The organism is Streptomyces sp. NPDC046308 (genome assembly GCF_055588065.1).
Genome location: NZ_JBVJFB010000013.1, coordinates 1 through 26,443, shown reverse-complemented (window position 1 = coordinate 26,443; position 26,443 = coordinate 1). Strand labels below are relative to the sequence as shown.

Here is a 26,443-nt window from a genome sequence, read left to right as displayed (position 1 = left end):
CCACTACGTACGACCTGCGATTCCCGCCCCGGGGATCCACGGAACAGGAGCGAAAGTGATAGTCAAGCGCACCGGTCGCCTCGTGGTTCTCGCCGCCGTACCCGCCGCCGTGTTCCTCACCCTCGGCCTTTCCGGACCAGCTCTCGCGGAGGGCGGAAAGGCGTACCAGATCGACCTGGCGCAGCTGAACGAATCGGGCTCCAGCGGTACGGTCATGCTCAGCCTCAAGGGAAACCAACTCACCGTGCAGATCGAGTCCAAGGGCATGGTGCCCGGACAGCCGTCGGCCCAGCATCTGCACGGCTCGACGAAGGGCCACGACTTCCACTGCCCGGACGCCACCGACGACACCGACCGCGACGGGGTCCTCAGCAACACCGAGGCCACGCACGACTACGGCGACATCAACATCTCCCTCACCACCACCGGGGACACCAAGGCCACCAGCGGTCTCGCCGTGGACCGCATGCCCGTCGCCGACAAGCAGGGCAAAGTCTCCTACAAGCGGACGATCACCGTGGGCCAGGACGTGGTCGACCACATCAAGGACCTGCACGTCGTACAGCACGGCATCGACCGCAACAAGAACAAGAAGTACGACTTCGAGGGAGCCGGCAAGAGCGAGCTCGACCCCAAGCTGCCCCAGGAGGCCACGGCTCCGACCAACTGCGGGGAGGTCAAGGGCGCGGCCGTCGGGTCCATCCCGGTCGGCGGCATCGAGACCGGCGGAGGTTCCACCCAGCACGCGGCGGCGTCCGTGACGATGCACGACGGTGTGCCGATCGCCATACTCGCGGTGGTGGCCGGTGCGGTGGCGGTCGCAACGAGGCGGGCCGTGGCCGTCCCCGCCCGCAGGGAGACCACCGGGGGCGGCGCGTGAAGCCGGCTCCCACGTCCTCCGGACCCGCGCCCGCAGCCGTACGTGCACCCGTACGCGCAGGCTCCGCCGCGCGGCCCCGCCGCCGGATCGCAGGCCCCGTGGCGGCCGCCGCCCTCGCCGGGCTGCTCCTCGCGGGATGTGCCGGCCAGGATGCGGCGAAGCCGCCCGCCCCGGCGGGGCAGACGGTCCAGGGCGGGGCGCCGGCCCCCGCGGCACCCGCTGACGGATCGCAGAGCGGTACGGGTACGGGCACGGGTGGTACGGGTACGGGCGGCGCGGGTACGGGCGGCGCGGCGGGGGCCGAGCCCGCCCTCGCCCGGTCCGAGCCGCAGAAGATCACTATCCCCTCACTCGGCCTGTCCAGTTCCCTGGAGACCCTCCGGCAGAACGCGGACGGCACCATGCAGACCCCCAAGGATCCCGCGCTCGCGGGCTGGTACGAACCGGGGCCGACCCCCGGTTCGCAGGGGCCGGCCGTGATCGCCGGTCATGTCACGTGGAACGGAGCAGCCGCGGTGTTCGAGAAGCTGAAGACGATGAAGACCGGTGACACCATCAAGGTGGCCCGGCGGGACGGCAAGACGGCCACGTTCACCGTGGACCGGGTCGCCGAGTACCCGAAGGCCGAGTTCCCCACGCTGGAGGTCTACAAGAACCTCGACCACGCGGGCCTACGCCTGGTCACCTGCGGCGGGGACTTCGACCCCAAGAAGCACTACTACGACAGCAACGTGGTGGTGTTCGCCCGGATGACGGGCGCCGCGTAGCCGGGCCGGGGGGCCGGGAAGAGGTCCGTCAGCCGCAGGTCCCCACTGCGGCTGACGGACCCCGCCGCCGCCCTTTCAGCCCCGGTTGCCCAGGTCCAGGCGGTCGGCCAGCCCGGCGGCGGTGAAGGCGGCGACCAACTGGTCGCCGCCTTCGGTGAAGTGGGCCCAGCTGTCGTAGTGGACGGGGACGACCCGGCGGGCGCCGAGGATCCCGGTGGCTTCGGCGGCCTGCGCACTGCTCAGGACGAGCGGTTCGCCGTCGAAGAGGAAGGGGAAGCGGGGAGCGCCGGCGAAGAGTATGGCGGTGTCCACGGGGGCGAAGCGGGCGGCGATCTCCTTGACCACGTCGAGCGAGGCGTTGTCGCCGCTGACGTAGACGGTGGGCAGTCCTTCGCCGGTCAGGACGAATCCGATGACCTGGCCGGTGATCGGCTCCACCTCATCTCGCGGTCCGGGGCCGTGGATGCCCGGCACGCCCGTGACGGTGACGGTGCCGCCGCCGGGGCGGTCCAGCTCCACGGACTCCCAGTCGGCCAGCCCCTTGGCGCCGCCTCCCAGGCGCTCTCCGCCGCCGGGGGTGGTGAGGGTGAGCGGGACGTCGGCGAGCAGGGCCCGGCCGGACGTGTCGAGGTTGTCGGCGTGCTCGTCGTGGGAGAGCAGGACCACGTCGACGGGGCCCAGGTCAGCGGGGGTACCGGTGGCGGGTGCGGTCTTGACCAGGAGCGCCCCGCCGGGCCTCTGGTAGTCGCCGGGGGCGTCGAAGGTCGGGTCGGTGAGGAACCGCAGACCGCCGTACTCGAAGAGGGCGGTGGGGCCGCCGAAGACGCGGACGGGGAACTGCTCGAAGGCGGTGGTGCCGGTGGCAGACATGAGCAACCTCACGGTTAAGGAGTGGTTCATCCGTGATCACCGTAGAGGGTTCTCACGGATACGCGCAAGCCTTAACGTGAGAATCACGGAAAACGGCGAGTTGTACCATGAGAGTCATGGAAGAGATCGTGACCACCGAGACACTGCCGCCCGCACCCGGTGCCGAGCAGTACTCCGCCCTCGACCTCGCCAACAGCGCCCTCTCCCTGCCCGGCGGGCACCACGTCGACCTCCTCGGCACCCCCGCCGCCGCCGAACAGTGGCTCGTCGAGCGAGGCCTCGCCCCGGCCGACACCGGCCTGGCGGAGATGTGCGCCGGCCTGCTGCGAGCCCTGCGCGAACAGGTCCGCGCCCTCTTCGCCGCGCATGTCGCCGGGCTGCCCGCCCCCGAAGCCGCGCTGACCGCCGTCAACCACGCGCTGACCCGAGCCCCCGCCGCCTCCCTGCTCCACTGGGACCCGGCCCGTGGCCTGTACCGCGAGGCGGCCCACCCCGTCTCCCAGATCGTCGAGCACGCCCTCGCCGTACTCGCGGCCGACGCGGCCGACCTGCTCACCGGCCCCGACGCCGAGCGCCTCACCGCCTGCGGGTCCACCCCCTGCACCCGCTACCTCCTCCGGCACGGCCGGCGCCACTGGTGCTCCACGCGCTGCGGCGACCGAGCTCGCGCAGCCCGCGCCTACGCCCGCCGCACGCAGGCGGCACCGGCGAGTTCCTAGGGCCCCGCTTTACGGTTCGGCTGCCCCTCGTGGTCCTGGCGGTCGACGTCGGAAGGGCCATCGCCGGAAGGGCCGTCGCCGCCCTGATGGGTGGACAGGAACTCCCGGAACACCTGTGCGGAGCGCGGGTTCTGCCCGCACTGCCACACACCGTGCGGGCAGTAGTCGGTGATGCTCTGGTAGAGCGGCCTGTGCTCGGCGATCCATGCCAGCATGTCCCGCATGTATTCGGGGTTGTCGCCGTTCCGGAACAGCCCCCATTCGGGGTACGAGATCTGCTTGCCGTGCGCTCGCGCGAAGTCGACCTGCTGCTGGAGTCCGTAGGGCTGGGTGACCTGCTCCTCGAAGGAGTCGCCGGGAGGCTGGTCGTAGCTGTCCATGCCGATGATGTCGACCACGTCGTCGCCCGGATAGCACTTGGTCCAGGCGATCGCGTCCCCGCCGCGGTTGGGGGCGAAGTCGAACCGGAAGTCCTGTCCCTCCACGGAGCGCATGGCGGCCACGATGCGCCGCCAGTACTTCTTCCAGCTCTCGGGATCGGGCCGGCACCGGTGGGTGTAGTTGAAGCCGTTCATCTCCCAGCCGAGCACGATCACGGTGTCCGGCACCCCGATGCCGACCAGACGCTCGGCCAGCCGCCGGAAGTGGTGGTCGTACGCACCCCGCGCGCCGGAGCGGAGCAGCTCCGCGACCCGGCCGTCGGGGACGCCGGCCTCGTTGCGGTCCAGCATGGGCACGTTGAGGACGAACAGTCGATCGGCCCGCGCCCTGCGCCACGCGGCCCAGGCGGGCAGGGAGTCGGGTGCCCCCTCGATGTTCATCCACGTGTCGCCGGGCAGATACGTGTGACCGGCGCGCAGCTCGGAGCCCCCGAGCCAGCGCGAGAGCCCCTGCATCCTCTCGACCCCGGGCTCGCCGTAGTGGAGGTAGGCGCCCACCGCGACGTCGGACTCGAAGTCACCGCCTGACTTCTCCTCCGGCGGCGTGGCGACGGCGCCCCCGGTGACGAGCAGGGCGACAGCGATCATCGTTGCGCCGGCGCCTGCCAGCCAGCGGCCTCGATGGGACATGACACCTCCACACGCCTCGTGAACCGAACCGAACCGAACTGTCTGCCAGCGACGTTAGGCACCTCATCAGACGTACGGCACGTCCGGTGTCCGGATGCTGGGCCATTCGCGGCAGCAGGCCGCCGCCGATTGGCCCGACCAGGTGAAAGCCGTCACCCTCACGCGTAAGTGTTCGGCGCGGCGTGCCGTTGACGTAGGTGCCGTCTCCCAGCCGGCCCGCTCCTCCGGTCCCGTCGCCGGCTGAGTGGGCGAGCGGTCGGCGAGCCGACCGCTTCCGCAAGATCCACGCGCCCCTCCTTCGCCACCGCACGCCGTACCGCCAAAAGTCACGGATCAACTACTCTCGGTCACAACATCTGGTCAGGGCAGAGGACGAGGTAGGCGAATGACGCGACGTACGACAAGGCTGCTGGGGGCGTGCGCGGCGGCCGCGATGCTGGCGCTGGCGACCCCGGGTACGGCTCAGGCGGCTCAGGGAGTCCTGTTCATCGACGGCACACCGAACCGGGACCCGAGCGGCTGCTTCCCCCTGGGCGACTTCGCCCCGCCGGAGGTCTTCAACTACACGGACGGGACGGCCTGGGTATGGACGGGCCCGCATTGCGACGGCCGGGTGGTGCAGGCGATCCTCCCCAACCAGGCCACCATCGCGCACGGCCGGAGCCTCTACATCGAGTGAGCGGAGTGGGGGGGGCCAGCGGCTCTGACGGCGCGTCACCGCACCCGACCTGCTGACAACGGGTCGGCCACGCAGCAGCGCTTTCCGGACGTTCGTACCGCCGTACCCCTGTGCCGTGACAGCGGGCCGGTGTTCGGGGCACCCGCAGGAGTGGCTGCGACGTGCAGGCCGCGTGACACCACTGCGAACAGGGAGGAACAGCCATGCTGATCACGGTCACCCGCTCCGGAGGCTTCGCCGGCCAGGAGAAGCTCCGCGCCCTCGACACCTCGGGCCGCGCGGACGCGGCGGAGTTGGAAGAACTGGTGCAACGGGCCGTCGCGCCCGTGGCCGACGGCTATCACTACCGGATCACCGTCGACGACGAGGTGCTCGACCTCCAGGACCCCTTCCTCTCCGACGCCCAGCGGACACTGATCCGCACGGTCCTCGGCGAAGGCGCCTGACCGGCTTCACCGGACATCCCGCTCTGCGCTCTCCACCCGCCATGGCGGCGTGAGCTCAGCGCAGGGGCGGGTGCGTGGCGAGCCAGTGACGTGCGATCTGTTCGCGCGTGGCGAGCCACGTCCCCCCGCGCTGCGCCACGTGCTGCAAGAACCCGTCGAGCGCGCGGATGCGGCCCGGCCGGCCGATGATCCGGCAGTGCATGCCGACGCTCATCATGCGCGGCCGCTCGGCACCTTCCGCATGGAGCGTGTCGAAGGTGTCGACGAGGTACATGAGCATGTCGTCCGCGGTCGTGAAGCCGTGGACGATCAGGAACTTGAAGTCGTTCGCGTCGAGACTGTACGGCACCACCAGGTGCGGGCGGCCGCCGGTCTCGACGTAGAACGGCAGGTCGTCCGAGTAGTCGTCGGAGTCGTAGAGGAAGCCGCCCTCCTCGACGACCAGGCGACGCGTGCGGGGACTCGTCCGGCCGGTGTACCAGCCGACGGGGCGGCGCCCGACGAGCCGCTCGATCGTCGCGATCGAGCGCGAGACGTGGGCGCGCTCGATGTCCTCGGGTACGTGCCGATAGTCGATCCAGCGCCAGCCGTGGCTCGCCACCTCCCAGCCGGCGGCGCCCATCGCGCGCGCCGCGTCCGGGTTGCGTTCCAGGGCCTGCCCCACGGCGTACACGGTGAGCGGCGCACCGTGAGCCGCGAGCGTGCGGTGGATGCGCCAGAAGCCGGCGCGCGAGCCGTAGGCGAACATCGACTCGACGTTCAGATCGCGTCCGCCGACCACGGGCGGCGCGCCGACGAGCTCGTGGAGGAAGCCCTCCGACGCGCTATCGCCTTCCAGGACGTTCTGCTCCCCGCCTTCCTCGTAGTTGAGGACGAGGCTGACGGCGATGCGGGCACCGCCGGGCCAGGCGGCGTGCGGCGGCTCGGCGCCGTAGCCGACGAGGTCGCGCTGGGGCTCGGACACGGCCGCACCATACCGCTGACCGGTCGCCGCGCCGTCGACCACCACGCCGGCCGCGGGCAGAGCGACGGGAACGGCCGAAGCGACCCCGTGGCGGTTCGCGCCCCGGGCTTAGCTTTTCCCCGACCTGAACAGGAAGTCCTCGACGGCGCGGAGATCGGTGTTCCAGTACGTGACCCAGGGATGGGGCCCGACCGAGAGGGAGCCGACCTCGTCCGACAATCTGATGTCGAGCGGCGCCACGTCCTTGTTGCTGTTGGGGGCGCGGTCCTGGTAGCCGAGGGAGAACGACGTGGCGGTCCATGTCTGCTGTCCCGCTTTGAAGAGGAACACGCCCGCGTACGCCTTCTCTTTCGGCCCGATCGTGGCGACGGCCCGCGGCTCGGACTCGGCTGCACCGAACGGAGCCCCGATGTCGGTGCCGAAGCGGACGTACGGGTAGTGGTAGAGGGTGCAGGCCTTGTCGGTGAAGTTGGTGGCCGTGATGAGCAGGTGCCGGCCCGAGTCCTGTCGCCATCCCGACGTGTCGATGGAGAGGTCGTTGTCGTTGCACGCCGCGACGCCGGTACTTCCGCCACCCGGGCTCTGCGAGGGACCGGCCGTGCCCCCGCCGCCGGCCGGGGTCGTGCTGGATGCGCTCGGCGTGCCGGAGGAGGTGGGGGAGCCGGAGGGGGTGGGGGAGCCGGTCGCCCTCGGGGTTCCCGAAGCGGTGGGTTGTTTGCCCTCGTCCGTACCGCCCGAATCGCAGGCCGTGGACAAGAGGAGCGCGGCAAGGGCCGCGACCCCAAGGGTGTAGGTCGTCCCGCTCTTGCGGACAGTGCGCATGGTGGCCCCCGTATGTTTTCACATGGCTTGAACGGTGTCGTTGACGAATCGGTTCTGCCCGGCGGAATCGCTGAAATCCCCTTCCCCGGGGCCCGTTACCGACTCCGTACGTGAACGTCATCATTCCGTCCAAGTGGCCATGCTCCGTCCACTCCGTCGGCACGGATCAGGCGGGACCGTCAGGCGGCTCGGCAGAGTGCCGCGGGGCCGGCCGGGGACGAGGTGCGGGACACGGTCGCATGTACGGGAATGGTGGTGCGGATGGTGGCCGTGGCCTGCGAACGGTTCCGTGCGAACACGACGAGTCGCAGCACCGCGAACCGTGCGACACCCGCCAGCGCCGAGGCGGACAGGTAGACGACCTGCTCCAGCACCGCACCGGGCGTCGCCACGAGTTGCTGCAGGAGCAGCATCGCCATGCACGTGACCGCGTACGCGGCTGCAGCGGACCCGGCCGACTGCGCATGCTGGCGCCAGCTCGCGCGCCCGCCCGCGCCAAAGGTGAAGCGGGCGTGCAACTCGGTGGAGAGGAGCGTGGAGCCCACGGTGATCAGGGCGTTGGCCAGGGCCCAGGGTATCCAGGAGCCGAGGGAGACCACGGCGAAGCTGGAGGCGAGCCCCACTCCGCCGCCGCAGATCACGAAGCGGGCGAATGCGGCTAACGCGCCGGGTGCTACCTGCTGCGTGCTCTCCACTGTCTCCATGATCCGGCCCCTTCGCTGCTTCACCCCGCCCGCGCGCGCCCGCGGTCCGTGAACCGAGGGATGCGCTCCTCGTGGCACCATGATGGCACATCAATGGTGCCAATGGGGGCCACATTCGGCACCGTTGGCGCCACCACGTCGAGCGGGTCATGAATGTGCAGGTCAGCGACTCGGTGCCCCGGTGGCATTGTGGCTCAGCATGGCCTGCCGCCCCAGCGTGAAGGTGCCGCCGTCACCGCCGCCCACCCGGCCCGGCGGTCAGGCTGCTCGGTCGGACTGGCTGCGCAGGACGCAGAACTCGTTCCCCTCGGGATCGGCGAGGACGGCCCAGCCCGAGCCATCGGGATTCCGGCGATCGACGACGAACGTGGCACCGAGGTCCAGCAGCCGGTCCACCTCACCATCGCGCGAGGTCTCCGGGCGCAGACACACATGGATCCGATTCTTGATCGTCTTCGCCTCCGGCACCTGATTGAAGTACAGCACCGGGCCCTCCGCCAGCAGCACCAGGGTCTCCCGGTCACCCGGCTTGGCATCCGGATGCAGCGGACGGCCCGTCACGCTGCTCCAGAAGCGAGCCAGCTCGTAGGCATCCGCACAGTCGATCGCCACGTTCTGCAATACCGAAACCATGCGTGCGAGCCTTCCCGATCTTCACGCTGCACGCCACCGAGTTCTGCCGCACGCACGCCGGCCAGACGCATCCCCGGCCGGGTCGCTGACCGGCGTCAGGTGTCCACCGGCCCGGCACCCGGAGCCTCGGCGCGCAGCGTGCGCAATCGCGGGCGGAGCGCGGGCGGCGCCCACCAGTTGGCGCCGCGGAGCAATGTCATCGTGGCCGGGACCAGCACGCACCGCACCAGCGTGGCGTCGACGACGACGGCAACGGTCAGCGCGATCGCCAGCTGTTTCATGACGAGCAGCTCGCCCGTGGCGAAGCCGATGAAGACGACGCACATCAGCGCGGCCGAGGAGCTGATGATCCGGGCGGAGCGCTGCACCCCGACTTCGACCGCGAGGTCGTTGTCCACACCGGAGTCGTGGAGTTCCTGAATGCGGGAGAGCAGGAACACCTCGTAGTCCATCGACAGGCCGAAGGCCAGCGCGAACACCACGACGGGGAGCCAGTAGCCCAGTCCGCCCAAGGTGTGCACGCCGAGCAGCCCCGCGCCCCAGCCGTCCTGGAAGACGAGGACCAGCGCGCCGAACGACGCACCCAGCGACAGGGTGTTCATCGCGATCGCCTTGAGCGGAAGCAACACCGAGCCCGTCATCAGCAACAGGAAGACGAAGGTGGTCGCCGCGATCAGGGCGGCGGCCCGAGGCGCGTGGTCGACGACCTCGGCCCTGAAGTCGATGTCGAGGGCGCTGCGTCCCGTGACCCAGACCGGGAAGTCGGCCGGGCGATCCGCCCGGACGAGCCGGACGAGCCGGTCGGCGGGCCCGCCCTCAGGGTCGGCCCGCGGCACCATGCGGACGAGCGAGACTCCGGGGCCCGCAGCCGTGGCCGCGCCCACCGTCTCGACGTCCGCCCCGCCCGTGAAGCGGCCCGCCCACCGCTGAAGCCGGGCCGGGTCGGTACGGGCCACGATCACCAACGCGTCGGCCCGGTGCTGCGGAAACCGCTCCGCCACGATGTCGGCATAGCGCCGGGCCTCCGCCGTGGGCGGGAGCTGCTGCTCGCCTACCGGGCTGACCAGGTGGACGCGGAGGAAGGGCGTGGCACACGCGAGCAGCAGTACCCCGACGCCGACGGCGGCCGGAAGCGCGTGCCGTCGGGTCCAACGGGCCAGCCGGGCGAACGCGCCCCGGCCAGTGTCCCGAGCGGCGCAGGCTCCGATCCGCTCGGGGAAGGCCGCCAGCAGCGCCGGGGTCAGGGTCAGCGCGGCGGCGAGGGAGAGGGCGACGGTCCCTGCCGCGGCCAGGCCGATCGCCGCGTAGAAGTCGCTCGGGAAGGCGGCCAGCCCGCAGAGCGCGGCCGCGACGACGAGCGCGGCGAACCGGACCGCGCGCCCTGCCGTGGCCATCGTCCGCACCACCGACTCCGCGACGTCGTGCCCCGCGGCCCGCTCCTCCCTGAACCGTCCCACCGTCACCAGCGCATAGTCGATGGCCAGGGCCAGCCCCACCATGGTGGTCGTCGAGAGCGCGGGTGAGGTGAGGTCGTACCAACGCGACAGGACCAGCAGCCAGAGCATCCCCGCGCCCACCGTGCACACGGCCGCCAACACCGGTACGGAGGCCGCCACCAAGCCGCCGAAGAGCACGTACACCACCGCCAAGGTCACCGGCAGGGTGATCAGCTCGCTGCGCCGGGTGTCGGCCAGTGACCGGTCCGCCACCGCGCGGCGCGCGCGGTCGCTGCCGCCGAGGGTCACCTCTACGCCGGGCACGGAGCGGGAGATGTCCCGCAGCCGGGACTCGACCGCCGCCTCGGCCTGCTGCCGTACGCCGTCGGGGAGTCCGCGCCCCAGTCGCACCGACACCAGGGCGGCTCTCCCATCGGCGGCGACGGCGGAGTCGGCGGCGACGGAGGCAGTGGCTGGGGCCGAGCCACTGGCTGGGGCGGAGGCCGTGGCTGGGGCGCCGGGGGTTGTGGGGGCCGACACCGCGACCACACCGGGGACTGCCGCCAGGTCACGCTTCGCGGCGGCCAACTCCCGCCGGAAGCGGGGATCGGCCACCGGCATGCCCGCCACCACCGCGTCGACCTGCCCTTCGAAGGACCGGACACCGTCCAACAGGCGGTTTCCCCGGACCGACTCGTGCGGCGCCACGCTCCAGGGCTGCCGGTCCAGCCGGTCCACCACCGGTCCGACCGCCGCCAGCCCGGCAGCCAGGAGCAGCAGCCACAGCAGCAGGACGATCCGGTGGTGGCGGACGCACGCCAGCGCGAGCCGGGCCGAGCCCGTGCCCGAGGGTCGGGGTGGAAGCTGCGTCACCCTGCGCATTGGTGGGCTCCAAGTCGGTACGCGGAACCGATCGTGACATCGCCCGGCCGACTCACCGTCAGGCGGGTCAGTCCGCCAGGCCCGGGTGCCAGGCACGCGCGCCCGCCCCCGCCCCCGTCCCCGCCCTCAGCCTGGAGCCATGGCGAGTAGGCCAGCCGAAGCGTCACGGTTCCGGGCGCCGGCATCCGTACGACGACCTCGGCGGCGTCCGAGCGCACCACGGACGCGGGCGGATCCACCAGCGCCACCGGATCCTTGACCCGGTAGACCCGCCAGTGCTCGTCCCGCCACACCGGCTCCAGGTACGCGGGCTCGCTCGTCACCAGCGCCTGTTCGCGCTCCGAGGCGGCGTCCAGCGGGCCGTCGTGCAGGACCACGAAACCCACCGCCCAGTGGTCGAGCCACACGCGGTACGCGTCCGCCGTGAACGTCCCCCCGGGCACGCCGGCCCCCTCGTACCCGTCGTAGAACAGCCGTCCGCGCTCGACATCGGCCTGCCGGTTCCAGCCGCGCGCCAGGGTCACGTACGGAGCCAGCACAGCCGCCTCACGATGGCTGCGCGCCATGGTCACCTCCACCCTGGAGCGGTCCGCTCCGAGCCGTTCGAGGGCGCGCACGACACCGGCGGTCTCCGCGGCCCAGCGGGGGACCTGGGCCGTGTCCATCACGTGGGCCGCCGTGTTTCCTCCCACCCAGGTGACGGCGAGGACGAGGCCGAGGACGGGTGAGGCCCGCCGTGCCCTCGCGAGCCATGGGAGGGCGCCGTCCGCCGCGCCGGCGTGGACGCGCCCCGCCATCGCGGCGGCGAGCAGCACCGGGGGCGCCGCGAGATGGGCAAGCCGCTCGATGTTCGTCCCGACAGGGGAGGGGATCAGATAGGCGAGGGCGACAGCCGCCGCGTAGACCGCCGCGGTCGACCTCGGCAGCGGCCAGGACCGCGGGGCGGCGAGGGCGACGCATCCGGCCATGAGCAGTGGGGGCCAGATCCGTACCGGGCCCATGGGCTGTAGGCCGTGGAAGGGGAACAGCCAGGCCGTCAGCCCGAGCACGGCCACGGGAGGCACCAGCATCGCGGCCGCGGCGGTGGTGGTCGCCGTCGCTTTCGGTGTCGCCGCGACCGCTGTACGACGGGGCGTCAGCAGACAGGCCGTGCCCACAATCGCGAGGAACAGCCCGGCCACGGGGCTGGCCATCGTGGCCGACAGTGCCCAGCCGGCCGTGACCGCACCGCGGCGGCCGCTCACCAGCGCACGTACGGCCGCGAGCCCGAAGGCGACGCCCAGGAGGAAGGTGGTGCGCCCGGAGGCCGCCTGGCACCAGAGCATGAGGGCCGCAAGCACGGCCGGCCACTGGGCCCGGGCGACGCCGCAGCGGGCACAGATCCGCCCCACCAGCCAGGTGGACGCGAGGCCGCTCACCAGCGTCACGGGGACCACACCGAAGACCGCCATCACGTAGGGCGAGATCAGGCTGTAGGAACCGGTGTGCAGCCCGCCGTGCCAGGAGAGGTTGTAGACGGCGCCGGGATGGCGTGCGACGAATCCCGCCCACGCCTCCTGCGCCGCGAGATCCCCACCGCCGGTCGCGAGGACCGCGCCCCACCAGGCGTAGAGCGGGAGCACGGATCCCGTGGCGATCAGCGGCACACGACGACGCCGGTGCCACGGCTCGCGGGCGGGCGCGGCCTCCGGACGGTGCGGTGTGCCCGGGAGCGGGGAGAGTTCGAGTGAGGCCACGGGCCGGGCTCCGTTCGGCTGCTCTGGGGGCTGCCGGGACACATGATCGTCGAAGCCCGGCCCACTCGGCCGACGGCGCGCCCACACGGCTGCGACAAGCCGCCTTGAGCCGGCATGCGTTGCCGCCCTGCCGAGGCTGTTGACCGGCTGGGACGGGTGTCAGTGCCAGTCGGTGTGGATACCGTCGTATCCGCGCTGCAGGGGGCGATGGGGGACGAGTACGTACTCCAGGTCCGCCGACGCGGATTCCAGCCGGGGACGATCCGCCGCGGAGAGGGTGCCTTGGGCGACGGTGTCGGAAGTGCGGTCGGGGAATCCGTACGGCGGCGAAATCGACGCGAGATCTCCGTAGTTGCTCAACTGGACCCTGACGGGCCAGCCGGCTTCCGTCGCCTCCAGAGGAACGGGCCGTGCGCCATGAGCAGGCATCGACGCCGCCGCGCACCCGAGAGCGCCGGGGTTCGAAACCGGTCATCCTGCCGGGCGGCGGGACTGGGCGCCGGGCGGGGCGGGCAGCCACTGCGGGTGCTGAAGCAACCGGACGCCCTGCCCCGTCGGATCTCCGACGCCTACGTCGACGCCCTGATCGAGCTCGATCCGATCCTCGGCACCGCCCTGGGGGCGCCCGGCGCCTCGGGCGCGCTCCCCGACTTCTCGCCGGACGGCCGGCAGGCCGTGGCCGAGCTCGCGCGCTCGACCCTTGCGCAGCTCGCGGCGGCCGCGCAGGCGCCGGGCGCGGACAGCGAGGTCGAGCGGCGGTGCGCGACCCTGCTGAAGGAGCGGCTCGGGGCGGAATTGGCGCACTTCGAGGCCGGCGAGCACCTGCGTGCGGTCGACAACCTCTCCTCCCCGCTGCACCAGGTGCGCAAGGTCTTCTCGCTGATGCCGGTGGCGACGGAAGACGACTGGCGGGCCGTCGCGCGGCGCCTGGACGCGGTGCCCGCCGCCCTGGCCGGCTACCGGGCCTCGCTCGGAGTGGGAGCGGAGCGAGGCCTGCGGGCAGCGCCCCGGCAAGTGGCCGAAAACATCGCGCAGTTGGACGAGTGGCTGGAGACCGGTGGCTTCGGACGGCTGGCCGCCGAAGTCCCCGAGCAGGGCCCCCGCAAGGAGATCGAAACGGCGTCACGGGTGGCGACGGGCGCGGTCGCCGAGCTGCGCGACTGGTTCGCCCAGACGTACGCCGGGCTGGTCGACGGCCAGCCGGACGCGGTGGGCGGCGAACGCTACGCCCGGTTCGCGCGCCTGTACACCGGTGCCGAGGTGGATCCGGACGAGGCGTACGCGTACGGCTGGTCGGAGTTCCACCGGCTGCTCGCCGAGATGCGCGCCGAGGCCGGGCGGATCCGGCCCGGGGCGGGGGAGGACCCGTGGGAGGTGCTGGCCTGGCTCGACCGCCACGGGCGCGCCGTCGAGGGCGTCGAGGAGACACGGCTGTGGCTGCAGAGGTTCATGGAGGAGGCGGTCGAGGCGCTGGACGGCACGTACTTCGAGGTGGCCGAGCCGGTCCGGAGGGTGGAGTCCCGGATCGCGCCGCCGGGCGGCGCGGCCGCCCCGTACTACACGCAGCCCTCGGTGGACTTCTCCCGTCCGGGCCGCACCTGGCTGCCGACGCTCGGCCGGACCCGCTTCCCGACGCACCACCTCGTGTCCACCTGGTACCACGAGGGGGTGCCGGGCCACCACCTCCAGCTGGCGCACTGGACGGCGGTCGCCGAATCCCTCTCCCACTACCAGACGAAGGTCGGCAAGATCAGCGCCACCACCGAGGGGTGGGCGCTGTACGCGGAACGCCTCATGGACGAACTCGGCTTCTACACCGAGCCGCAGGACCGGCTCGGCCATCTCGACGCCCAGATGATGCGGGCGCTGCGCGTCGTGGTCGACCTCGGCATGCACCTGCGGCTCGACATCCCGGCGCACTCGCCGTTCGCCGCCGGCCGGCGGTGGACCCCCGCCCTCGCCCGGGAGTTCCTCGGCCGCTACTCCGGCCGCCCGCCCGCGTACCTGGACAGTGAGATCGTCCGCTACCTGGGCCGGCCGGCGCAGGCGATCACCTACAAGCTGGGTGAACGCGCCTGGCTACAGGGCCGGCAGGCGGCCCGGGCCCGCCAGGGCACGGCGTTCGACCTCAAGCGGTGGCACATGGCCGCACTCTCGCTCGGCTCCCTGGGCCTGGACGACCTGAGGAAGGAACTGGGCCGCCTCTGACCGGCCGGGCGGCCGCGGCCCGCTCGCCTGCCGCGGACCGCTCGGCCGCCGAGGCATCGCTGCGGGCTCCGCCGGCGGAAGCCGGACGAGACGGCCCCGGGTGCGCGCCGACCTGCGGCGATCGCGGCAGCGGTATATCAAGGAGCGTGAAGGTGAGCGCCAGGTCGTCTCTTGCGGATCTTGCGGGTCAGGCACGATCCGGAAGAGGAAGAGACGGCCTGGGCCCGACGGGCGCCCACCCCCACGGCTGAGGAGTACGTCTCGTGGAGTTCGAGGTCAATGGCGCCCCGCGCGCAGTGGACGTGGACGACGACCCGGCCGCCGTGGAAGTCGTACGGGACCGGCTGGGCCTGACCGGGACCAAGCTGGTCTGCGCGGGCGGGGTGTGCGGGGCCTGCACCATCCAGGTCGACGGTGAGCCCCGCGTGGCCTGCCTGACGCCGGCTGTCGTGCTCGCCGGCCGGCGGGTGACGACCGTGGAAGGCCTCGCGGACCACCCCGTGGCGCGCGCCTTCGCCGGCGAGGACGCCCTCCAGTGCGGCTACTGCACCCCGGGGTTCGTCGTCGAGGCGGCGGCGTTCTACGAGCGGTGGCGGGCCACGCACGGCCGCACCCGTCCGGGGCGCGAACAGATCGCGGACGCGCTGGCCGGCCACCTGTGCCGCTGCGGCGCGTACGAGGGGATCTTCAGGGCGGTCGCCGGGGCCTGCGCCGGCGCGTACGACACGCCGCCCACCGAGGGGAACACGCCGGAGGTCCCGCGCGCCGAGGCCCCGGAGAAGACCGCCGGATCGGCCCGGTACACCACCGACCTGCGTCCCGACGGGCTGCTGGAGGGAGTGATCATCCGCTCCCCGCACGCACACGCCCACGTACGCTCCCTCGAGGCCGGGGACCTGCCACTGGTGCCGCTCCTGCCGCCCGACGGCGTGGTGCGGTACGTCGGACAGCCGGTGGCCGCGGTCGCGGCGCCGGACCGCGCCTCCGCACGGGCGGCCGCAGCGCGGGTCACGGTCGACTACGAGGTGCTGCCGGCGGCCCTCGACGCCCGCCAGGCCCGGGCCGGCGAGGGCCCGCTGGTCTACGAGGACAAGGCGGCGCGCAAGCGGGCTCCGGGCTCCGGCGAGTCCCCCCAACTGGTGCCCGCCCGCTGGCGCGGCAACCTGCGGGGCCCCTCCGCCATGAGCAAGCGCCCCGCCACCGCCGTGCGCCGTATCACCGAGGCCCGGAGCCGGAACCCCGAGCGGGTGGTGGAGGGCGTGTTCACCACCGCCGCGCAGACCCACACCCCGCTCGAACCGCACGCCTGCCTGGCCGAGTGGATCGACGGCGTCCTCCACCTGGAGGTGTCCACGCAATCGGTCAAACACACCGCCGAACTCGCCGCCGAGCGCTTCGGCGTGCCCGTCGAAAAGGTGGTCGCGCGGGCCGTCCACGTAGGCGGCGGATTCGGCTGCAAGATGGGACTGACCTCCGACGTCGTCGCAGCCGCGGAGCTGGCCCGGCTGCACGGCGCCCCCGTACGCGTCGTGCTCGACCGGGACGAGGAACTCACCGACGGTGGATACCGGCCCGGCGCCCGGATCCGCCTGGCGATGGTCGCGGACGCGTCCGGCGACCTGAGCGCGCTCGCCATGGACGCGGACACCGACGGCGGGGTCTCCGTCGGCGGTACCGTGGCAGCACTGGCCCGGTTCATGTACGGCAAGGCTCCGCGCCGGCTCCGCGACTTCGACACCCTCACCCACCGGCCTCCGGGCGCCCCGTTCCGCGGCCCGGGCGGACCCACGATGTGCTGGGCCCTGGAACAGGCCGTCGACGAGATGGCCCACCGCCTCGGCCAGGACCCGATCGCCCTGCGCCGCCGCTGGGACGGCAACCCCAAACGGCACGCCCTCTACGACTGGGCCGCCGCGCTTCCCGTCTGGTCGGGCCCCCGCGGCGGCACCGGGCGGTTCCGGCGCGGCGTCGGCGTCGCGGCGGCCAACTGGCTGTACTTCCTCGACCCCGTCACCGAGGTCGAGCTCACCGTCGAGAACGGGACCGTCGTCGCCCGCTGCGCCGTGCAGGACATGGGCACGGGCTCGCGGAGCGTGCTGCTCCGAGCCGTCTCCGAGGGCCTCGGCGTACCGGAGGGCAGGGTGCGCGCCGAGGTCGGCCGCAGCGACGCCGTACACGGCCCCACCTCCGGCGGCAGCCGCACCACGCCCTCCATCGTGCCCGCCGCCATCGACGCCGCCGCCCGGCTGCGCGACGCGCTCGGCGGAGGTGACATCGCCGCCCGGCTCGACGCCGCGCACGGCGTACAGGTGACCGGCCGCCGCCCCCGCGACCGCCGCGGCTTCGTCACTCCCTTCACCCTGGGCGGCATCGCCGTCGGCCGCGGCTTCACCGGATCGGTGCAGGTATCCGAGGTCGAGGTGGACACACGGCTCGGCCGGATCCGCCCGCTGCGCGTGTGGAGCGGCATCGCCGCGGGCCGCATCCACGCGGACCGGCTGGCCCGCAGCCAGTGCGAGGGCGCCGTCGTCCAGGGCATCGGCTACGCCCTGTACGAGGAACGGCGCACCGACCCGGCCACCGGCCGGGTGCTGACCGACAACCTGGAGGACTACCGCATCCCCGGGATCGGCGACACCCCCGAGATCACCGTCCACTTCCACCAGGAGGGCTTCGATCACGTCCCGGGCGGCGGCGTCGGCCTCGGCGAGATCTCGACCCTGCCCACCGCGGCCTGCCTGGCCAACGCCGTCCACGACGCCACCGGCTGGCGCCCATACGACATGCCCATCCGCCCCGACCGGCTCCTGGAAGGACTGGCCACGTGAGCACCGAGCCCGCCCTCACCGACCTCTCGGCCACCGTCCTGGACCGCGGCGGGGAACTGCGCGCCGGCGGCACCGACACCACCGCCAGGCAGCGCAGCGGAGTCTCCCCCGGACCGTTCACCGACCTCGACGGCGCCGACCACCTGCGCGGCTGCACACCGCTCCCCGGCGGCGGGCTGCGGATCGGGGCCCTGACCACCCTCGCCGCACTGGCCGCCGATCCGCGGGTGCGCGACGGCTGGCCGGCCCTCGCGGTGTCGGCCGGGACCGCGGCCACCCCGCAGGTCCGCGCCGCCGGCACCCTGGGCGGCAACCTGCTCCAGCGCAACCGCTGTTGGTACTACCGCAATCCGCACGTCAGCTGCCTCCAGAAGGGCGGCGACGAATGCCCCGCCCGCCAGGGCGACCACCACTTCGGCGTGGTCAGCGGCAACGGACCGTGCATCGCCCCGCACCCGTCCACCCTCGCCATGGCCCTGCTCACCTACGGTGCCGAGGTCGAGATCCACGGGGAATCCCCGCGCGGCATCGCCGACTTGTACGGAGACGGCGACAGGCTCTTCCAGGCCGACCACCTGCTGCCGCCGGAGCGCATCCTCACCGCGGTCCACCTGCCCGCGCCCTGGCCCGGCGAACGCGCCGCCTGCCACCGGACCATCAGCCGGGCCCACGCGGAATGGCCCCTGGTCGAAGCCACCGCCCGGCTCGCGCTCGACGGCGCCACCATCACGCACGCCGCCGTCGCGGCGGGCGGGGTGGCGCGGGTCCCGCTGCGGCTCACGGAGGTCGAGGCCGCCCTGATCGGCCGCGAGGCCAACGCCGAGGTCCTCGTGGCAGCGGCCGCGACGGTACTCGGCCGTTGCCGTCCGCTGCCGCAGACCGGGTACAAGGCGGAGCTGTTCAGGGGCACCGTCCTGGAAGCCCTCGAACAGGCCGCAGGCTCGGCTGCCGCCGACTAGTTCGGCCGGCCTGGGCCGAGACGTCCGCTCTGGCGCGGGGTGTCGTCATCCGGGGAGGCGGAAGCCGTTGAAGAGGTCGTCCATGCCGCGCAGGGCGAGGCGGGTGGGGGTGGCGCGGATCGCGAGGTCGCGGAAGGCCCCGGCGAGGGGATTGCGGACGGCACCCAGGCGGCCGGTGCGGCGAGCACGCAGGTGAACGGTGTTGGTGCGGTTGAGGCGGGCGGTGGTGTAGGCGGCGAGGGCGGCCGGGACGAGGTCCGTACGGTCTGGGCTGGCCGTGCCCTCTGAGCTGTCCGGGCTGTCCGGGCTGCCCGTGGTGTCGGTGTGACCGGTGGGGAGCAGATGGGCGAGGACGGCCGCGTCTTCGATGGCCTGGCAGCCGCCTTGGCCGAGGTTGGGGGTCATGGCGTGGGCGGCGTCGCCCAGCCACACGATCCGGCCGTGGTGCAGGCGGGGGAGCGGGGCGGCCAGATCGTAGAGGTCGTTGCGCAGGACGTCGGCGGGATCGAGGCGCGCGATGCGGTCGAGGAGTGCGGGGATCGGATCGTGCCACGAGCCGAAGTGACGGCGGAGTTCGGCGCCGGGGTCGGCACCGGTGGGCCGGGTGCCGGCCGGGACGAGGACGGTGGCGTAGAGGTAGAGGCGGCCGTCGGTGAGCGGGGTGACCCCGAACCGTCGGCCGTGCCCCCAGGTCTCGCTCATCGCCCCGATGCGCAGGTCCGGGGCGTCGACGAGGGCCCGCCAGGCGCTCTCGCCGGTGTAGCGCAGGCCGGGGTGGGTGGGGAAGCAGGCGCGGCGCAGGGAGCTGTTGATGCCGTCCGCGGCGATGACCAGATCGGCGGTGAGATCCGGTCCGGCCGCGGTACGGACGGTGGGACGGCCCAGGGCGTCGTCGACGGCGGTCACCGGGGTGCCGTAGCGAAGGGACTGTGGCGGCAGCGCGGCGGCAAGGGCGGCCGTGAAGGCCGGGCGGGGCACGGCGATCGGCGGTGTGCCGTAGCGGGCCGCCATGTCAGCGGTGCGGGTCCGGGTGAGCCACCGGCCGTCGAAGCGGCGCAGACCCATCGTTTCGGGTACGGCGGTGCCGGCGGCATGGGCGGCGTCGATGCCGAGGGCGTCCAGCGCGCGCAGGGCGTTGGGGGCGAGGCCGATACCGGCGCCGGTGGTGGGCGGTCGGGGGGCGCGTTCGCAGACGGTGACGTGCCAACCTCGGCGGTGCAGGGCGATCGCGGCGGTGAGGCCGCCGATTCCGGCGCCGACCACGACCACGTGACGTTTCGGCATGGCGCACCACCTCCGTTCGGCTCGGCACCCACGGCCGCAGCTCGGCCCTCACTCTAGTTTCGCGGCGTGAGGGTGGATCGCTTGTGTCGGGTGTGTGGCGTGTGTCGCGTGTGTGGCGAGCTGGTCCCGCAACCGGCGTGCCTGCCTGGGGAGTTGGGACGAGCCCGGCCGTTGTGCGAGTGCGGTGACCTCGGGCAGTTCACCGCCCGCGCCCGCAGCCCGGGCCGCATCCGCGGCCACCGCGAGGAGCGCGGCGTGAGCCTGCGGGCGGGTGGCGGCCAGGAGGCCGGGGAGCGCGGCGGCCAGCACCGGCCAGAGGGCGGGAGCCGCCCCGGGCAGGGCGGCGGCGGCCCGCAGCGACTCGGTCAGCAGGGGTACCTTGAGGGTGCCCAGCCCCACGAGCTCGGCGAGGTCGTGGCCGAGCATCACCCCGTCCAGTCGGCCCCGTGCGCCGAGTTGGGCCAGCGCCCGTACGGCGGCGCCGCGATCCTCGTCGGGGACGGAGGCCAGCCCGTAGGCGAGGGCCAGGTGCACCGCGGGTCCCGCCGGTCCGTCGGCCGTGGCCAGGGCCGTGAGGAACGCGGGCGCTCCGCGGCCGTTCTGGTCGGCGGCCGACGCGACACCGGCCAGAAGCCGGGCCGCCGCGATCTCCGGATGCCAGGGCACGGCCGCGACCGTGTGCGCGTCCCGTCCGTCCGGCAATGACGCGTGCGCACAGCCGATGTGCGGCTCGAACACGCGGAACGCGACCAGAATCGCCGGGGGAACGCACCGCGCCCCTCGATCGCCTCGTGCCCGACCAGGATCCTGCGGCCGATGCGTGCTCCCCGGCGCCTGCTGTGCGGCTGGGGTGCGCCGGCCTCGCGTTCGCGCTGCCAGCCGGGGTGGGGCAGGCCGCCCTGGCGCAGCCAGTCGGCCACCCGGGGCGCTTCCTCCAGCTCCAGCTTCTCCGCGGCGGACACCACGTCGGGATCGGCCGGGCCGCCGCCGCAGCGCAGCAGGGCCTGCCCGAGATCGGCCGGACCGGGCCGGACGCCGAGGCGCGCGTACACGGCGAGGCGGGCGACCAGGTCGTGTGGTTCCACCGCACCGCTCGCCCTGCTCGGCACGGACAGCAGGAACGGGACGTGGTCACCGGCCCGCAGCCGTGCGCCCATCTCGACGATGCGTGCCCCCGTGACGTAGTCAAGCGCCACGTGCTGGCACAGCTCCAGCCAGCCCGCCCCGGCACTCTCCCGGCGTTCGGAGCCCTCTACGGGGCCCACCGCGGCCCCGACGATGCCGGCGAGTTGCCGCACGCGGAGGTGCGGTGCCACCGCGAGCTCGCGGTGGACGGGCCCGAGCGCGGCGGCCAGGGTCTCGCGGTCCCGGTGGCTGTGGCTGACAACGGCGTTGAGCACCCGCTCGAACGAGGCCACGCCCGGGTCGTGGCGCCCGTTCAGTACGGCCGCGACCTCCTCGGCGAGCTCGCCCGGCGACGGTACGGCGCATTCCCCCTCGGTCATGCGACGCAGGTTAGCCCCTGCCACTGACAGGGCCGCACCGGGCGGGGCGCTTCGGCATCCGGCCCCGTGAGCTGGGTCTACGCAGTGTCGGCAGGGGTGTCGGCCGGGATATCAGCACGGGTGTCGGCCGGGATATCAGCACGGGTGTCGGCCGGGATATCAGCACGGGTGTCGGCCGGGATATCAGCACGGGTGTCGGCCGGAATGTCGGGACGGGTGTTCAGGGGGAGTACCCCGACGCGTTGGTCGCCGGCGTACTCGCCGGTGGGCCGGAAGCCGAGGCCGAGGTAGAAGGGTTCGGGGGTGCCCTGGCCGGTGTGCCAGCTGACGTAGGCCTCGTTGGTACCGCGGGCCCGGATCTCTTCGCAGACCGCGTGGACGGCGAAGCGGCCGTAGCCCTTGCCTTGGTGACCGGAGTGGATGTTCAGGCGCCAGATGCCGCTGCGGCGGTCGGCGGGGTCGGTGGCCGGGTCCCAGGCTATGTCGAGGAAGGCCATGACGAAACCGACGATCTCCTCGCCGTCGACGATGGCGCGAGGCCAGGCGGCGGTGTGGACGTACGCCTCGGCGAGCGACTTGACCACGGGAGAGACCAGGTGGGTCTGGTCGGGGCGTACTTGTATCGCACAGACGGCGTCGAAGTTCTCGGCGGTGACGGGTTCGAGGCGCAGCGGGCGGGCTGCCGGGGTGATCGCGGCGGACATGTCACCAGCCTAGGGGGTGTCGTGGCGAGGTCGGCGAGGTGGATGTCGGCGTGGACGGGACCGTGTGGTCTGCGGGGGTGAACATGTCGGGGCGACTAAAGATTCGCTCAAGGGTTGGCTGGAAGCGGTAGGAGATCGGGCGGGTGGTGTCACGATCGGGCGCATTCGTGTTCAGAGCGCAGCACTTACGTACCTGCCGACGACCGATGGAAATGAGGACGCTCTCTCATGAGTCCAAGCCCGCCCCCGATCACGCCGCCCCCACCCCCACCAGGAGGGGGCGGGGGCCGGTTCGCGGTCGTCCTGCTCACTCTTTCCACGGTGTTGGTCGGGCTGATGGCGGGGCTGTTCTTCGCGTTCGACGTCTCGGTCATGCCGGGGCTGGCGGCCGGGGACGACCGGACCTACGTCACCGCAATGCGGGCGTTCAACGCGGCCATCGACGGCAACCCGCTCTTCGGCATGGCGTTCGTGTTGGCGTTGCTGGTGGCTGTCGGTTCGGCGGTCCTTGAGTTCCGTGCCGGACGGCGTACCACTGCCCTGTGGGTGGGGGCGGCCGCCGCGGCCTATCTCGTGGTGCTGGTGATCACGTTCGCGGTGAACATCCCCCTCAACAACGAGCTCGCGAGCGGGGGTGACGTCGCGCAGATGACCGACTTCGCGATCGTGGAGAAGTTCAAGTCGACCTGGGTTGCCACGAACATCGTCCGTACGGTGTTGTGCACGGCGGCCTTGGTCGCTCTGGCCCGTGCCCTCGTTCTGCACGGCCGCGCCACCCGCTGAGAGCACCCTGTCCGTCTGTCTCTCTGTCCGTCAGTTCACTCCGTCTGTCCGTGAAGGGGTGGGGGTGTGGAGGCTGGTCGTGCCGGAAGCCGATCCCGGGTCGTGTGGCGGGCGCCCAGGGGGCGGCGGCCGGTCCCCGCACGGACCGGGTCAAGTGCCGCCGATCACGGGTTCGGTCGTCCGTGCCGTCCCCCGTAGGCTGGCCGGACCAGCTGCACCCATCGCCGATCGGAGTCGCCGCCATGCTGACCGCTCTCACCGGTGCCTACGGGGACCGCGCGGACGCCGTCACCGTCGCCGGCCGTACCGCTTCCTACGAGGAGATCCTCGGCGCGGCACGCGCGGTCGCCGCCGACCTCTCCGGCACCCACCCGCCCGCCTTCGCCGTGACCGCGACGGCCTCCCTGGAAACGGTCGCCGCCGTGGTCGGCGGACTCCTCGCCGGAATCCCGTGCGTACCGCTGCCGCCTGACGCGGGCCCGTCCGAGCGCGGACACATCCTGCGCGATTCCGCGGCCCGCCTCATCGAGGTCGACTTCGCCCGCCGCTCCGCCGCCACCCCCACCCCGCCCCCGAGCTCCGTGGGGCGGGGCTCGGACGATCCCGCGCTGATCCTCTACACCTCCGGTACCACCGGCGCCCCCAAGGGCGTGGTCCTCAGCAGCGCCGCGATCACCGCCGATCTCGATGCGCTGGCCGAGGCCTGGCAGTGGAGCGCCGCCGACACCCTTGTCCACGGACTGCCCCTGTTCCACGTCCACGGCCTGGTCCTCGGGGTCCTGGGCGCGCTGCGTACCGGCAGCCGTCTCGTGCACACCGGCCGCCCCACCCCCGAGGCCTACGCCGAGGCCGGCGGCAGCCTGTACTTCGGCGTGCCCACCGTCTGGTCCCGCATCGCCGCCGAGCCGCAGGCCGCTGCCGCCCTGTCGGGTGCCCGGCTGCTGGTGTCGGGCAGCGCGGCCCTGCCCGCGCCGGTCTTCCGTGACCTGGAGCGGCTGAGCGGGCACCGCATCGTCGAGCGGTACGGGATGACCGAGACCCTGATCACCGTCAGCGGCCGGGCGGGCGGCCGCCTGAGCCCGGGTACGGTCGGGACCCCCCTGCCCGGCATCTCCACCCGTATCGCCGCGGAGGACGGCGCCGAGATCGGCGAACTCCAACTCACCGGGCCCACCCTGTTCTCCGGTTACCTGGGGCGGCCCGAGGCCACCGCCGCCGCGTACACGGAGGACGGCTGGTTCCGTACCGGGGACATCGCAGCCGTCGACGACGGCAACGGCGTACACCGCATCGTCGGTCGTGCCTCCACCGACATGATCAAGTCGGGCGGGTACCGGATCGGCGCGGGGGAGATCGAGAACGCCCTCTTGGACCATCCCCGCGTCAGTGAGGCGGCCGTGGTCGGCGTCCCGGACCCCGACCTCGGGCAGCGCATCGTCGCCTTCGTCGTCGCCCAGCAGGTCACCGGTACCGAGCTCACCGACTTCGTCGCGGCCCACCTGTCGGTCCACAAGCGCCCGCGCGAGGTCCGCTTCGTCACCGCCATCCCCCGTAATGCCATGGGCAAGCCACAGAAACGCCTCCTGCTGAGCGAGGACGGCAAACCCCGGCCCTGAGCCCCTGCGCTCGGCCCCAGCTCGGCGCCGCGGTGGTGAGTACGAGTGCTGATACGTCGATATGGCGGTACGGAGGCGTGCGGGAAGTGGGGTGGGGGGCAGGCGGGACGGGGCGGGGAAGGCCGTAGGGTTCCGCCTCGTGCACCGACTCGAGATATCCGATCTGATCACGGCGGTGGATCCCCACACCGGCCACCGCCTTCCCGTCCGGCGTGACGAGGTGATCCGCCGGCTGCGCGCCAACCGTGACGAACGCGCCGCCAAGATCGTCGCAGGGCTGCCCGCGGACCACGACGGCGTTCTGGACCCTGGTGCCGTGGACCGTCTACTCATCAGCGTGCACACCGAGCTGCAGCGGCTGAGCGAGGAGCTCCGGATCGGCGAACGCCTGATGGACCTGCTCGGCCCGCTGTTCACGGCGATCCGGGCAACCGGATGCCAGAGCGGTCTTGGCGGTCCTGGCGGTCCTGGCGGCCGCAGCGGCCAAAGCGTCCGGTACCGGCTCGTCGACGTCGGGTGTGGCCTCGGTTACGTCATCCGCTGGCTGGCGGCCACCAACGCGCTGGGCCCGGACGTGGAGCTGGTCGGTGTCGACCTGGATGCGGCGCTGGTCGGTGAAGCGGAGCAGCTCGCCCGTGCGGAGGGGCTGGGCTGCCGTTTCGTCCACGGCAACGCCTTCGACCTGCCGCAGGCGGCGACCGTCTACGTCTCCACCGGCGTGCTGCACCACTTCCGCGGGCCCGCCCTGGCCGAGTTCTTCCAGGCCCAGGCCGCCTCGCCGGCGCAGGCTTTCTGTCACTTCGACATCGCGGCTACTCGTCTTGCTCCGATCGGTGCGTGGATCTTCCACCGTGCTCGGATGCGCCACCCCCTCGGCCGGCACGACGGGGTTGTCTCGGCGGAGCGTGCGCACAGCGACGAGGCGCTCCTGTCCGCTGCTGCCGCGCCGGGGATGCGGCCGCTGGTGTATGAGCCGGGGGGAGCGGTGAACCCATTCTGCACCACGTTGCGCCCGATCATCGGGGTGCGCCCGTATCTGGAGGCACCGCTGCGCCGGGCGCTTGGGCGCTCGGAACGCCGGCTGGTCGGCCCTGAGCATTTCGCGGAGGCCGCCCGATGACGTCCGCCGTAGCGGTCGTGCTCGTGTTCCTGGGTCTGCTCGACGCGACGTTCAGCGGCTTCCGCGCCTACGCCGGCCGTGATGCCCGCATCCGCAAGCACCGGGCCATCGCCCGCGCGGCGCTGCGGGGGTTGGGGGTGGGCGCTGTGGTGCTGCTCGCCCCCGTGGTGACGGCGAGCATCGTGCTGTGGTCGGCGCGCGACCGGGTCCGGGCCTACGACACATTGAGTGCCGGAGGCCTCGGTTACCTGTTTCCGCTGACGGTCTACGCGGTGGCGGTGCTGTTCTCCCTCGCTGCCTACTTCCTCCTGCCGTTCCGCGCCAGCACCCTGGCGATGGTCGTGGGCCTGGGTCCGTTGACCTTGCTGCGGCCCCTCGTGCTGGTTGTGGCTTGTGCCGGCGCGTTCGTGGGGGGTGGTTGGCCTGCGTTGCTGGTGGGCGGGGTGGGTGGTGTGGCTGTGTTGTGTGTGGAGCCTGTGGTGCATGGGTGTTGGTATCGGCCTGCGGTGTGACCTCGGCTCGCTGGGCCCTTTTCGGTTGTGCTGGTAGTTCACGGCTGCCGGGTTGGTTGCGACTGTGGTGGGCTCTGGATGTGGCGGGTTGCCGGTCCCGGCGGGCTTGGTTTTGTGTCGGTTTGTTCGTGTCGTGGGGTGTTCGGGTTTGGCGTGCGGGCTTGGGTGGGCCTGGCGTGGCGTTGTGTGGCCTGTTGCCTGACGGGCGGTGGTTTTGGTGTGGGTGTTAGGGGTGTTGGGGGTGGTTGGTGTTGGGGGTGGGGGTGGTGGGGGTGTAGTAGACGGAGCGTCCTTGTTTGGTGCGTTCGAGGAGGCC

25 protein-coding genes are annotated in these 26,443 nt (G+C 72.6%); 13 read left to right on the top strand and 12 right to left on the bottom strand.

Annotated features, from left to right (window positions below; genetic code table 11):
* Positions 1–55 precede the first annotated feature (55 nt).
* Both ACZ6JT_RS34830 and ACZ6JT_RS34825 read left to right on the top strand, forming a co-directional pair.
* Positions 56–880 (top strand): hypothetical protein, encoded by an 825-nt coding sequence (locus ACZ6JT_RS34830; RefSeq protein ID WP_469216161.1) that lies wholly within the window; start codon positions 56–58, stop codon positions 878–880.
* 98 nt (positions 881–978) lie between these two features.
* Positions 979–1,647 (top strand): class F sortase, encoded by a 669-nt coding sequence (locus tag ACZ6JT_RS34825; RefSeq protein WP_469216159.1) that lies wholly within the window; start codon positions 979–981, stop codon positions 1,645–1,647.
* Positions 1,648–1,722: 75 nt separating this feature from the next.
* On the opposite strand, the gene ACZ6JT_RS34820 is transcribed toward ACZ6JT_RS34825, so the two are convergent.
* Complete coding sequence (locus ACZ6JT_RS34820; RefSeq protein WP_469216157.1) at positions 1,723–2,517, bottom strand: MBL fold metallo-hydrolase; 795 nt, start codon at positions 2,515–2,517, stop codon at positions 1,723–1,725.
* Positions 2,518–2,624: 107 nt separating this feature from the next.
* Here ACZ6JT_RS34820 and ACZ6JT_RS34815 point away from each other — a divergent pair, with 107 nt between their 5' ends.
* Positions 2,625–3,236 carry a CGNR zinc finger domain-containing protein gene (locus ACZ6JT_RS34815; protein WP_469216155.1) on the top strand — a complete coding sequence of 204 codons (612 nt, stop codon included), beginning with the start codon at positions 2,625–2,627 and terminating at the stop codon, positions 3,234–3,236.
* On the opposite strand, the gene ACZ6JT_RS34810 is transcribed toward ACZ6JT_RS34815, so the two are convergent.
* Positions 3,233–4,306 carry a glycoside hydrolase family 26 protein gene (locus tag ACZ6JT_RS34810; RefSeq protein WP_469216153.1) on the bottom strand — a complete coding sequence of 358 codons (1,074 nt, stop codon included), beginning with the start codon at positions 4,304–4,306 and terminating at the stop codon, positions 3,233–3,235. The genes ACZ6JT_RS34815 and ACZ6JT_RS34810 overlap by 4 nt on opposite strands.
* Before the next feature lie 385 nt (positions 4,307–4,691).
* Here ACZ6JT_RS34810 and ACZ6JT_RS34805 point away from each other — a divergent pair, with 385 nt between their 5' ends.
* Together ACZ6JT_RS34805 and ACZ6JT_RS34800 are read left to right on the top strand one after the other, a co-directional pair.
* Positions 4,692–4,985 (top strand): hypothetical protein, encoded by a 294-nt coding sequence (locus ACZ6JT_RS34805; protein WP_469216151.1) that lies wholly within the window; start codon positions 4,692–4,694, stop codon positions 4,983–4,985.
* Between the two features lie 203 nt (positions 4,986–5,188).
* Positions 5,189–5,431, top strand: coding sequence for a protealysin inhibitor emfourin (locus tag ACZ6JT_RS34800; RefSeq protein ID WP_469216149.1), 243 nt, complete (start codon positions 5,189–5,191; stop codon positions 5,429–5,431).
* Positions 5,432–5,486: 55 nt separating this feature from the next.
* Here ACZ6JT_RS34800 and puuE read toward each other — a convergent pair whose 3' ends face one another.
* The 7 genes from puuE to ACZ6JT_RS34765 all read right to left on the bottom strand — a co-directional run bounded on the left by puuE (position 5,487) and on the right by ACZ6JT_RS34765 (position 12,968).
* Entirely contained in the window at positions 5,487–6,395 is a 909-nt protein-coding gene (gene puuE / locus ACZ6JT_RS34795; protein ID WP_469216147.1) for an allantoinase PuuE, read from the bottom strand.
* Between the two features lie 108 nt (positions 6,396–6,503).
* Positions 6,504–7,217, bottom strand: coding sequence for a DUF4232 domain-containing protein (locus ACZ6JT_RS34790; protein ID WP_469216145.1), 714 nt, complete (start codon positions 7,215–7,217; stop codon positions 6,504–6,506).
* Positions 7,218–7,396: 179 nt separating this feature from the next.
* Positions 7,397–7,921 (bottom strand): GtrA domain-containing protein, encoded by a 525-nt coding sequence (locus tag ACZ6JT_RS34785; RefSeq protein ID WP_469216143.1) that lies wholly within the window; start codon positions 7,919–7,921, stop codon positions 7,397–7,399.
* Between the two features lie 258 nt (positions 7,922–8,179).
* Entirely contained in the window at positions 8,180–8,554 is a 375-nt protein-coding gene (locus ACZ6JT_RS34780; protein ID WP_469216141.1) for a VOC family protein, read from the bottom strand.
* 95 nt (positions 8,555–8,649) lie between these two features.
* On the bottom strand, positions 8,650–10,863 hold the full coding sequence (locus ACZ6JT_RS34775; protein ID WP_469216139.1) for an MMPL family transporter: 2,214 nt from the start codon (positions 10,861–10,863) through the stop codon (positions 8,650–8,652).
* On the bottom strand, positions 10,860–12,608 hold the full coding sequence (locus ACZ6JT_RS34770; protein WP_469216137.1) for a hypothetical protein: 1,749 nt from the start codon (positions 12,606–12,608) through the stop codon (positions 10,860–10,862). The genes ACZ6JT_RS34775 and ACZ6JT_RS34770 overlap by 4 nt, the downstream gene beginning before the upstream one ends.
* Before the next feature lie 159 nt (positions 12,609–12,767).
* On the bottom strand, positions 12,768–12,968 hold the full coding sequence (locus tag ACZ6JT_RS34765) for a hypothetical protein (RefSeq protein WP_469216135.1): 201 nt from the start codon (positions 12,966–12,968) through the stop codon (positions 12,768–12,770).
* 165 nt (positions 12,969–13,133) lie between these two features.
* Here ACZ6JT_RS34765 and ACZ6JT_RS34760 point away from each other — a divergent pair, with 165 nt between their 5' ends.
* The 3 genes from ACZ6JT_RS34760 (at position 13,134) to ACZ6JT_RS34750 (ending at position 18,603) form a co-directional block, all read left to right on the top strand.
* Positions 13,134–14,816 (top strand): DUF885 domain-containing protein, encoded by a 1,683-nt coding sequence (locus ACZ6JT_RS34760; protein WP_469216133.1) that lies wholly within the window; start codon positions 13,134–13,136, stop codon positions 14,814–14,816.
* A 263-nt stretch (positions 14,817–15,079) separates the two neighbouring features.
* Positions 15,080–17,644 carry a molybdopterin-dependent oxidoreductase gene (locus ACZ6JT_RS34755; protein ID WP_469216131.1) on the top strand — a complete coding sequence of 855 codons (2,565 nt, stop codon included), beginning with the start codon at positions 15,080–15,082 and terminating at the stop codon, positions 17,642–17,644.
* Positions 17,641–18,603, top strand: a complete 963-nt coding sequence (locus ACZ6JT_RS34750) for an FAD binding domain-containing protein (protein ID WP_469216130.1) — start codon at positions 17,641–17,643, stop codon at positions 18,601–18,603. The genes ACZ6JT_RS34755 and ACZ6JT_RS34750 overlap by 4 nt, the downstream gene beginning before the upstream one ends.
* 45 nt (positions 18,604–18,648) lie before the next feature.
* Here the strand turns inward: ACZ6JT_RS34750 and ACZ6JT_RS34745 are convergent, their stop codons facing one another.
* Together ACZ6JT_RS34745 and ACZ6JT_RS34740 are read right to left on the bottom strand one after the other, a co-directional pair.
* Positions 18,649–19,887 (bottom strand): FAD-dependent oxidoreductase, encoded by a 1,239-nt coding sequence (locus ACZ6JT_RS34745; protein ID WP_469216128.1) that lies wholly within the window; start codon positions 19,885–19,887, stop codon positions 18,649–18,651.
* Positions 19,888–19,935: 48 nt separating this feature from the next.
* Entirely contained in the window at positions 19,936–20,553 is a 618-nt protein-coding gene (locus ACZ6JT_RS34740) for a hypothetical protein (protein ID WP_469216126.1), read from the bottom strand.
* A gap of 125 nt (positions 20,554–20,678) precedes the next feature.
* On the opposite strand from ACZ6JT_RS34740, the gene ACZ6JT_RS34735 reads away from it, so the two are divergent.
* Complete coding sequence (locus ACZ6JT_RS34735) at positions 20,679–21,419, top strand: hypothetical protein (RefSeq protein ID WP_469216124.1); 741 nt, start codon at positions 20,679–20,681, stop codon at positions 21,417–21,419.
* Between the two features lie 50 nt (positions 21,420–21,469).
* Here ACZ6JT_RS34735 and ACZ6JT_RS34730 read toward each other — a convergent pair whose 3' ends face one another.
* The gene (locus ACZ6JT_RS34730; protein WP_469216122.1) at positions 21,470–22,096 is read right to left on the bottom strand and encodes a GNAT family N-acetyltransferase; all 627 of its coding nucleotides are present in this window, start codon (positions 22,094–22,096) and stop codon (positions 21,470–21,472) included.
* 321 nt (positions 22,097–22,417) lie between these two features.
* On the opposite strand from ACZ6JT_RS34730, the gene ACZ6JT_RS34725 reads away from it, so the two are divergent.
* The 4 genes from ACZ6JT_RS34725 (at position 22,418) to ACZ6JT_RS34710 (ending at position 26,127) form a co-directional block, all read left to right on the top strand.
* Entirely contained in the window at positions 22,418–22,879 is a 462-nt protein-coding gene (locus ACZ6JT_RS34725; RefSeq protein WP_385811267.1) for an anthrone oxygenase family protein, read from the top strand.
* Between the two features lie 242 nt (positions 22,880–23,121).
* Positions 23,122–24,495, top strand: coding sequence for an acyl-CoA synthetase (locus tag ACZ6JT_RS34720; protein WP_469216120.1), 1,374 nt, complete (start codon positions 23,122–23,124; stop codon positions 24,493–24,495).
* Between the two features lie 139 nt (positions 24,496–24,634).
* On the top strand, positions 24,635–25,615 hold the full coding sequence (locus tag ACZ6JT_RS34715; protein WP_469216118.1) for a class I SAM-dependent methyltransferase: 981 nt from the start codon (positions 24,635–24,637) through the stop codon (positions 25,613–25,615).
* Positions 25,612–26,127, top strand: a complete 516-nt coding sequence (locus tag ACZ6JT_RS34710) for a hypothetical protein (protein ID WP_469216116.1) — start codon at positions 25,612–25,614, stop codon at positions 26,125–26,127. Before ACZ6JT_RS34715 ends, ACZ6JT_RS34710 begins: the two co-directional genes overlap by 4 nt.
* Positions 26,128–26,443 lie beyond the last annotated feature (316 nt).

Excerpts from the sequence above, each read along its gene's own strand:
- ACZ6JT_RS34820 (WP_469216157.1), bottom strand. The coding sequence starts at position 2,517 with ATGTCTGCCACCGGCACCACCGCCTTCGAGCAGTTCCCCGTCCGCGTC.
- ACZ6JT_RS34815 (WP_469216155.1), top strand. The coding sequence starts at position 2,625 with ATGAGAGTCATGGAAGAGATCGTGACCACCGAGACACTGCCGCCCGCA.
- ACZ6JT_RS34810 (WP_469216153.1), bottom strand. The coding sequence starts at position 4,306 with ATGTCCCATCGAGGCCGCTGGCTGGCAGGCGCCGGCGCAACGATGATC.
- ACZ6JT_RS34805 (WP_469216151.1), top strand. The coding sequence starts at position 4,692 with ATGACGCGACGTACGACAAGGCTGCTGGGGGCGTGCGCGGCGGCCGCG.
- ACZ6JT_RS34800 (WP_469216149.1), top strand. The coding sequence starts at position 5,189 with ATGCTGATCACGGTCACCCGCTCCGGAGGCTTCGCCGGCCAGGAGAAG.
- ACZ6JT_RS34790 (WP_469216145.1), bottom strand. The coding sequence starts at position 7,217 with ATGCGCACTGTCCGCAAGAGCGGGACGACCTACACCCTTGGGGTCGCG.
- ACZ6JT_RS34785 (WP_469216143.1), bottom strand. The coding sequence starts at position 7,921 with ATGGAGACAGTGGAGAGCACGCAGCAGGTAGCACCCGGCGCGTTAGCC.
- ACZ6JT_RS34780 (WP_469216141.1), bottom strand. The coding sequence starts at position 8,554 with ATGGTTTCGGTATTGCAGAACGTGGCGATCGACTGTGCGGATGCCTAC.
- ACZ6JT_RS34745 (WP_469216128.1), bottom strand. The coding sequence starts at position 19,887 with ATGCCGAAACGTCACGTGGTCGTGGTCGGCGCCGGAATCGGCGGCCTC.
- ACZ6JT_RS34730 (WP_469216122.1), bottom strand. The coding sequence starts at position 22,096 with ATGTCCGCCGCGATCACCCCGGCAGCCCGCCCGCTGCGCCTCGAACCC.
- ACZ6JT_RS34720 (WP_469216120.1), top strand. The coding sequence starts at position 23,122 with ATGCTGACCGCTCTCACCGGTGCCTACGGGGACCGCGCGGACGCCGTC.
- ACZ6JT_RS34710 (WP_469216116.1), top strand. The coding sequence starts at position 25,612 with ATGACGTCCGCCGTAGCGGTCGTGCTCGTGTTCCTGGGTCTGCTCGAC.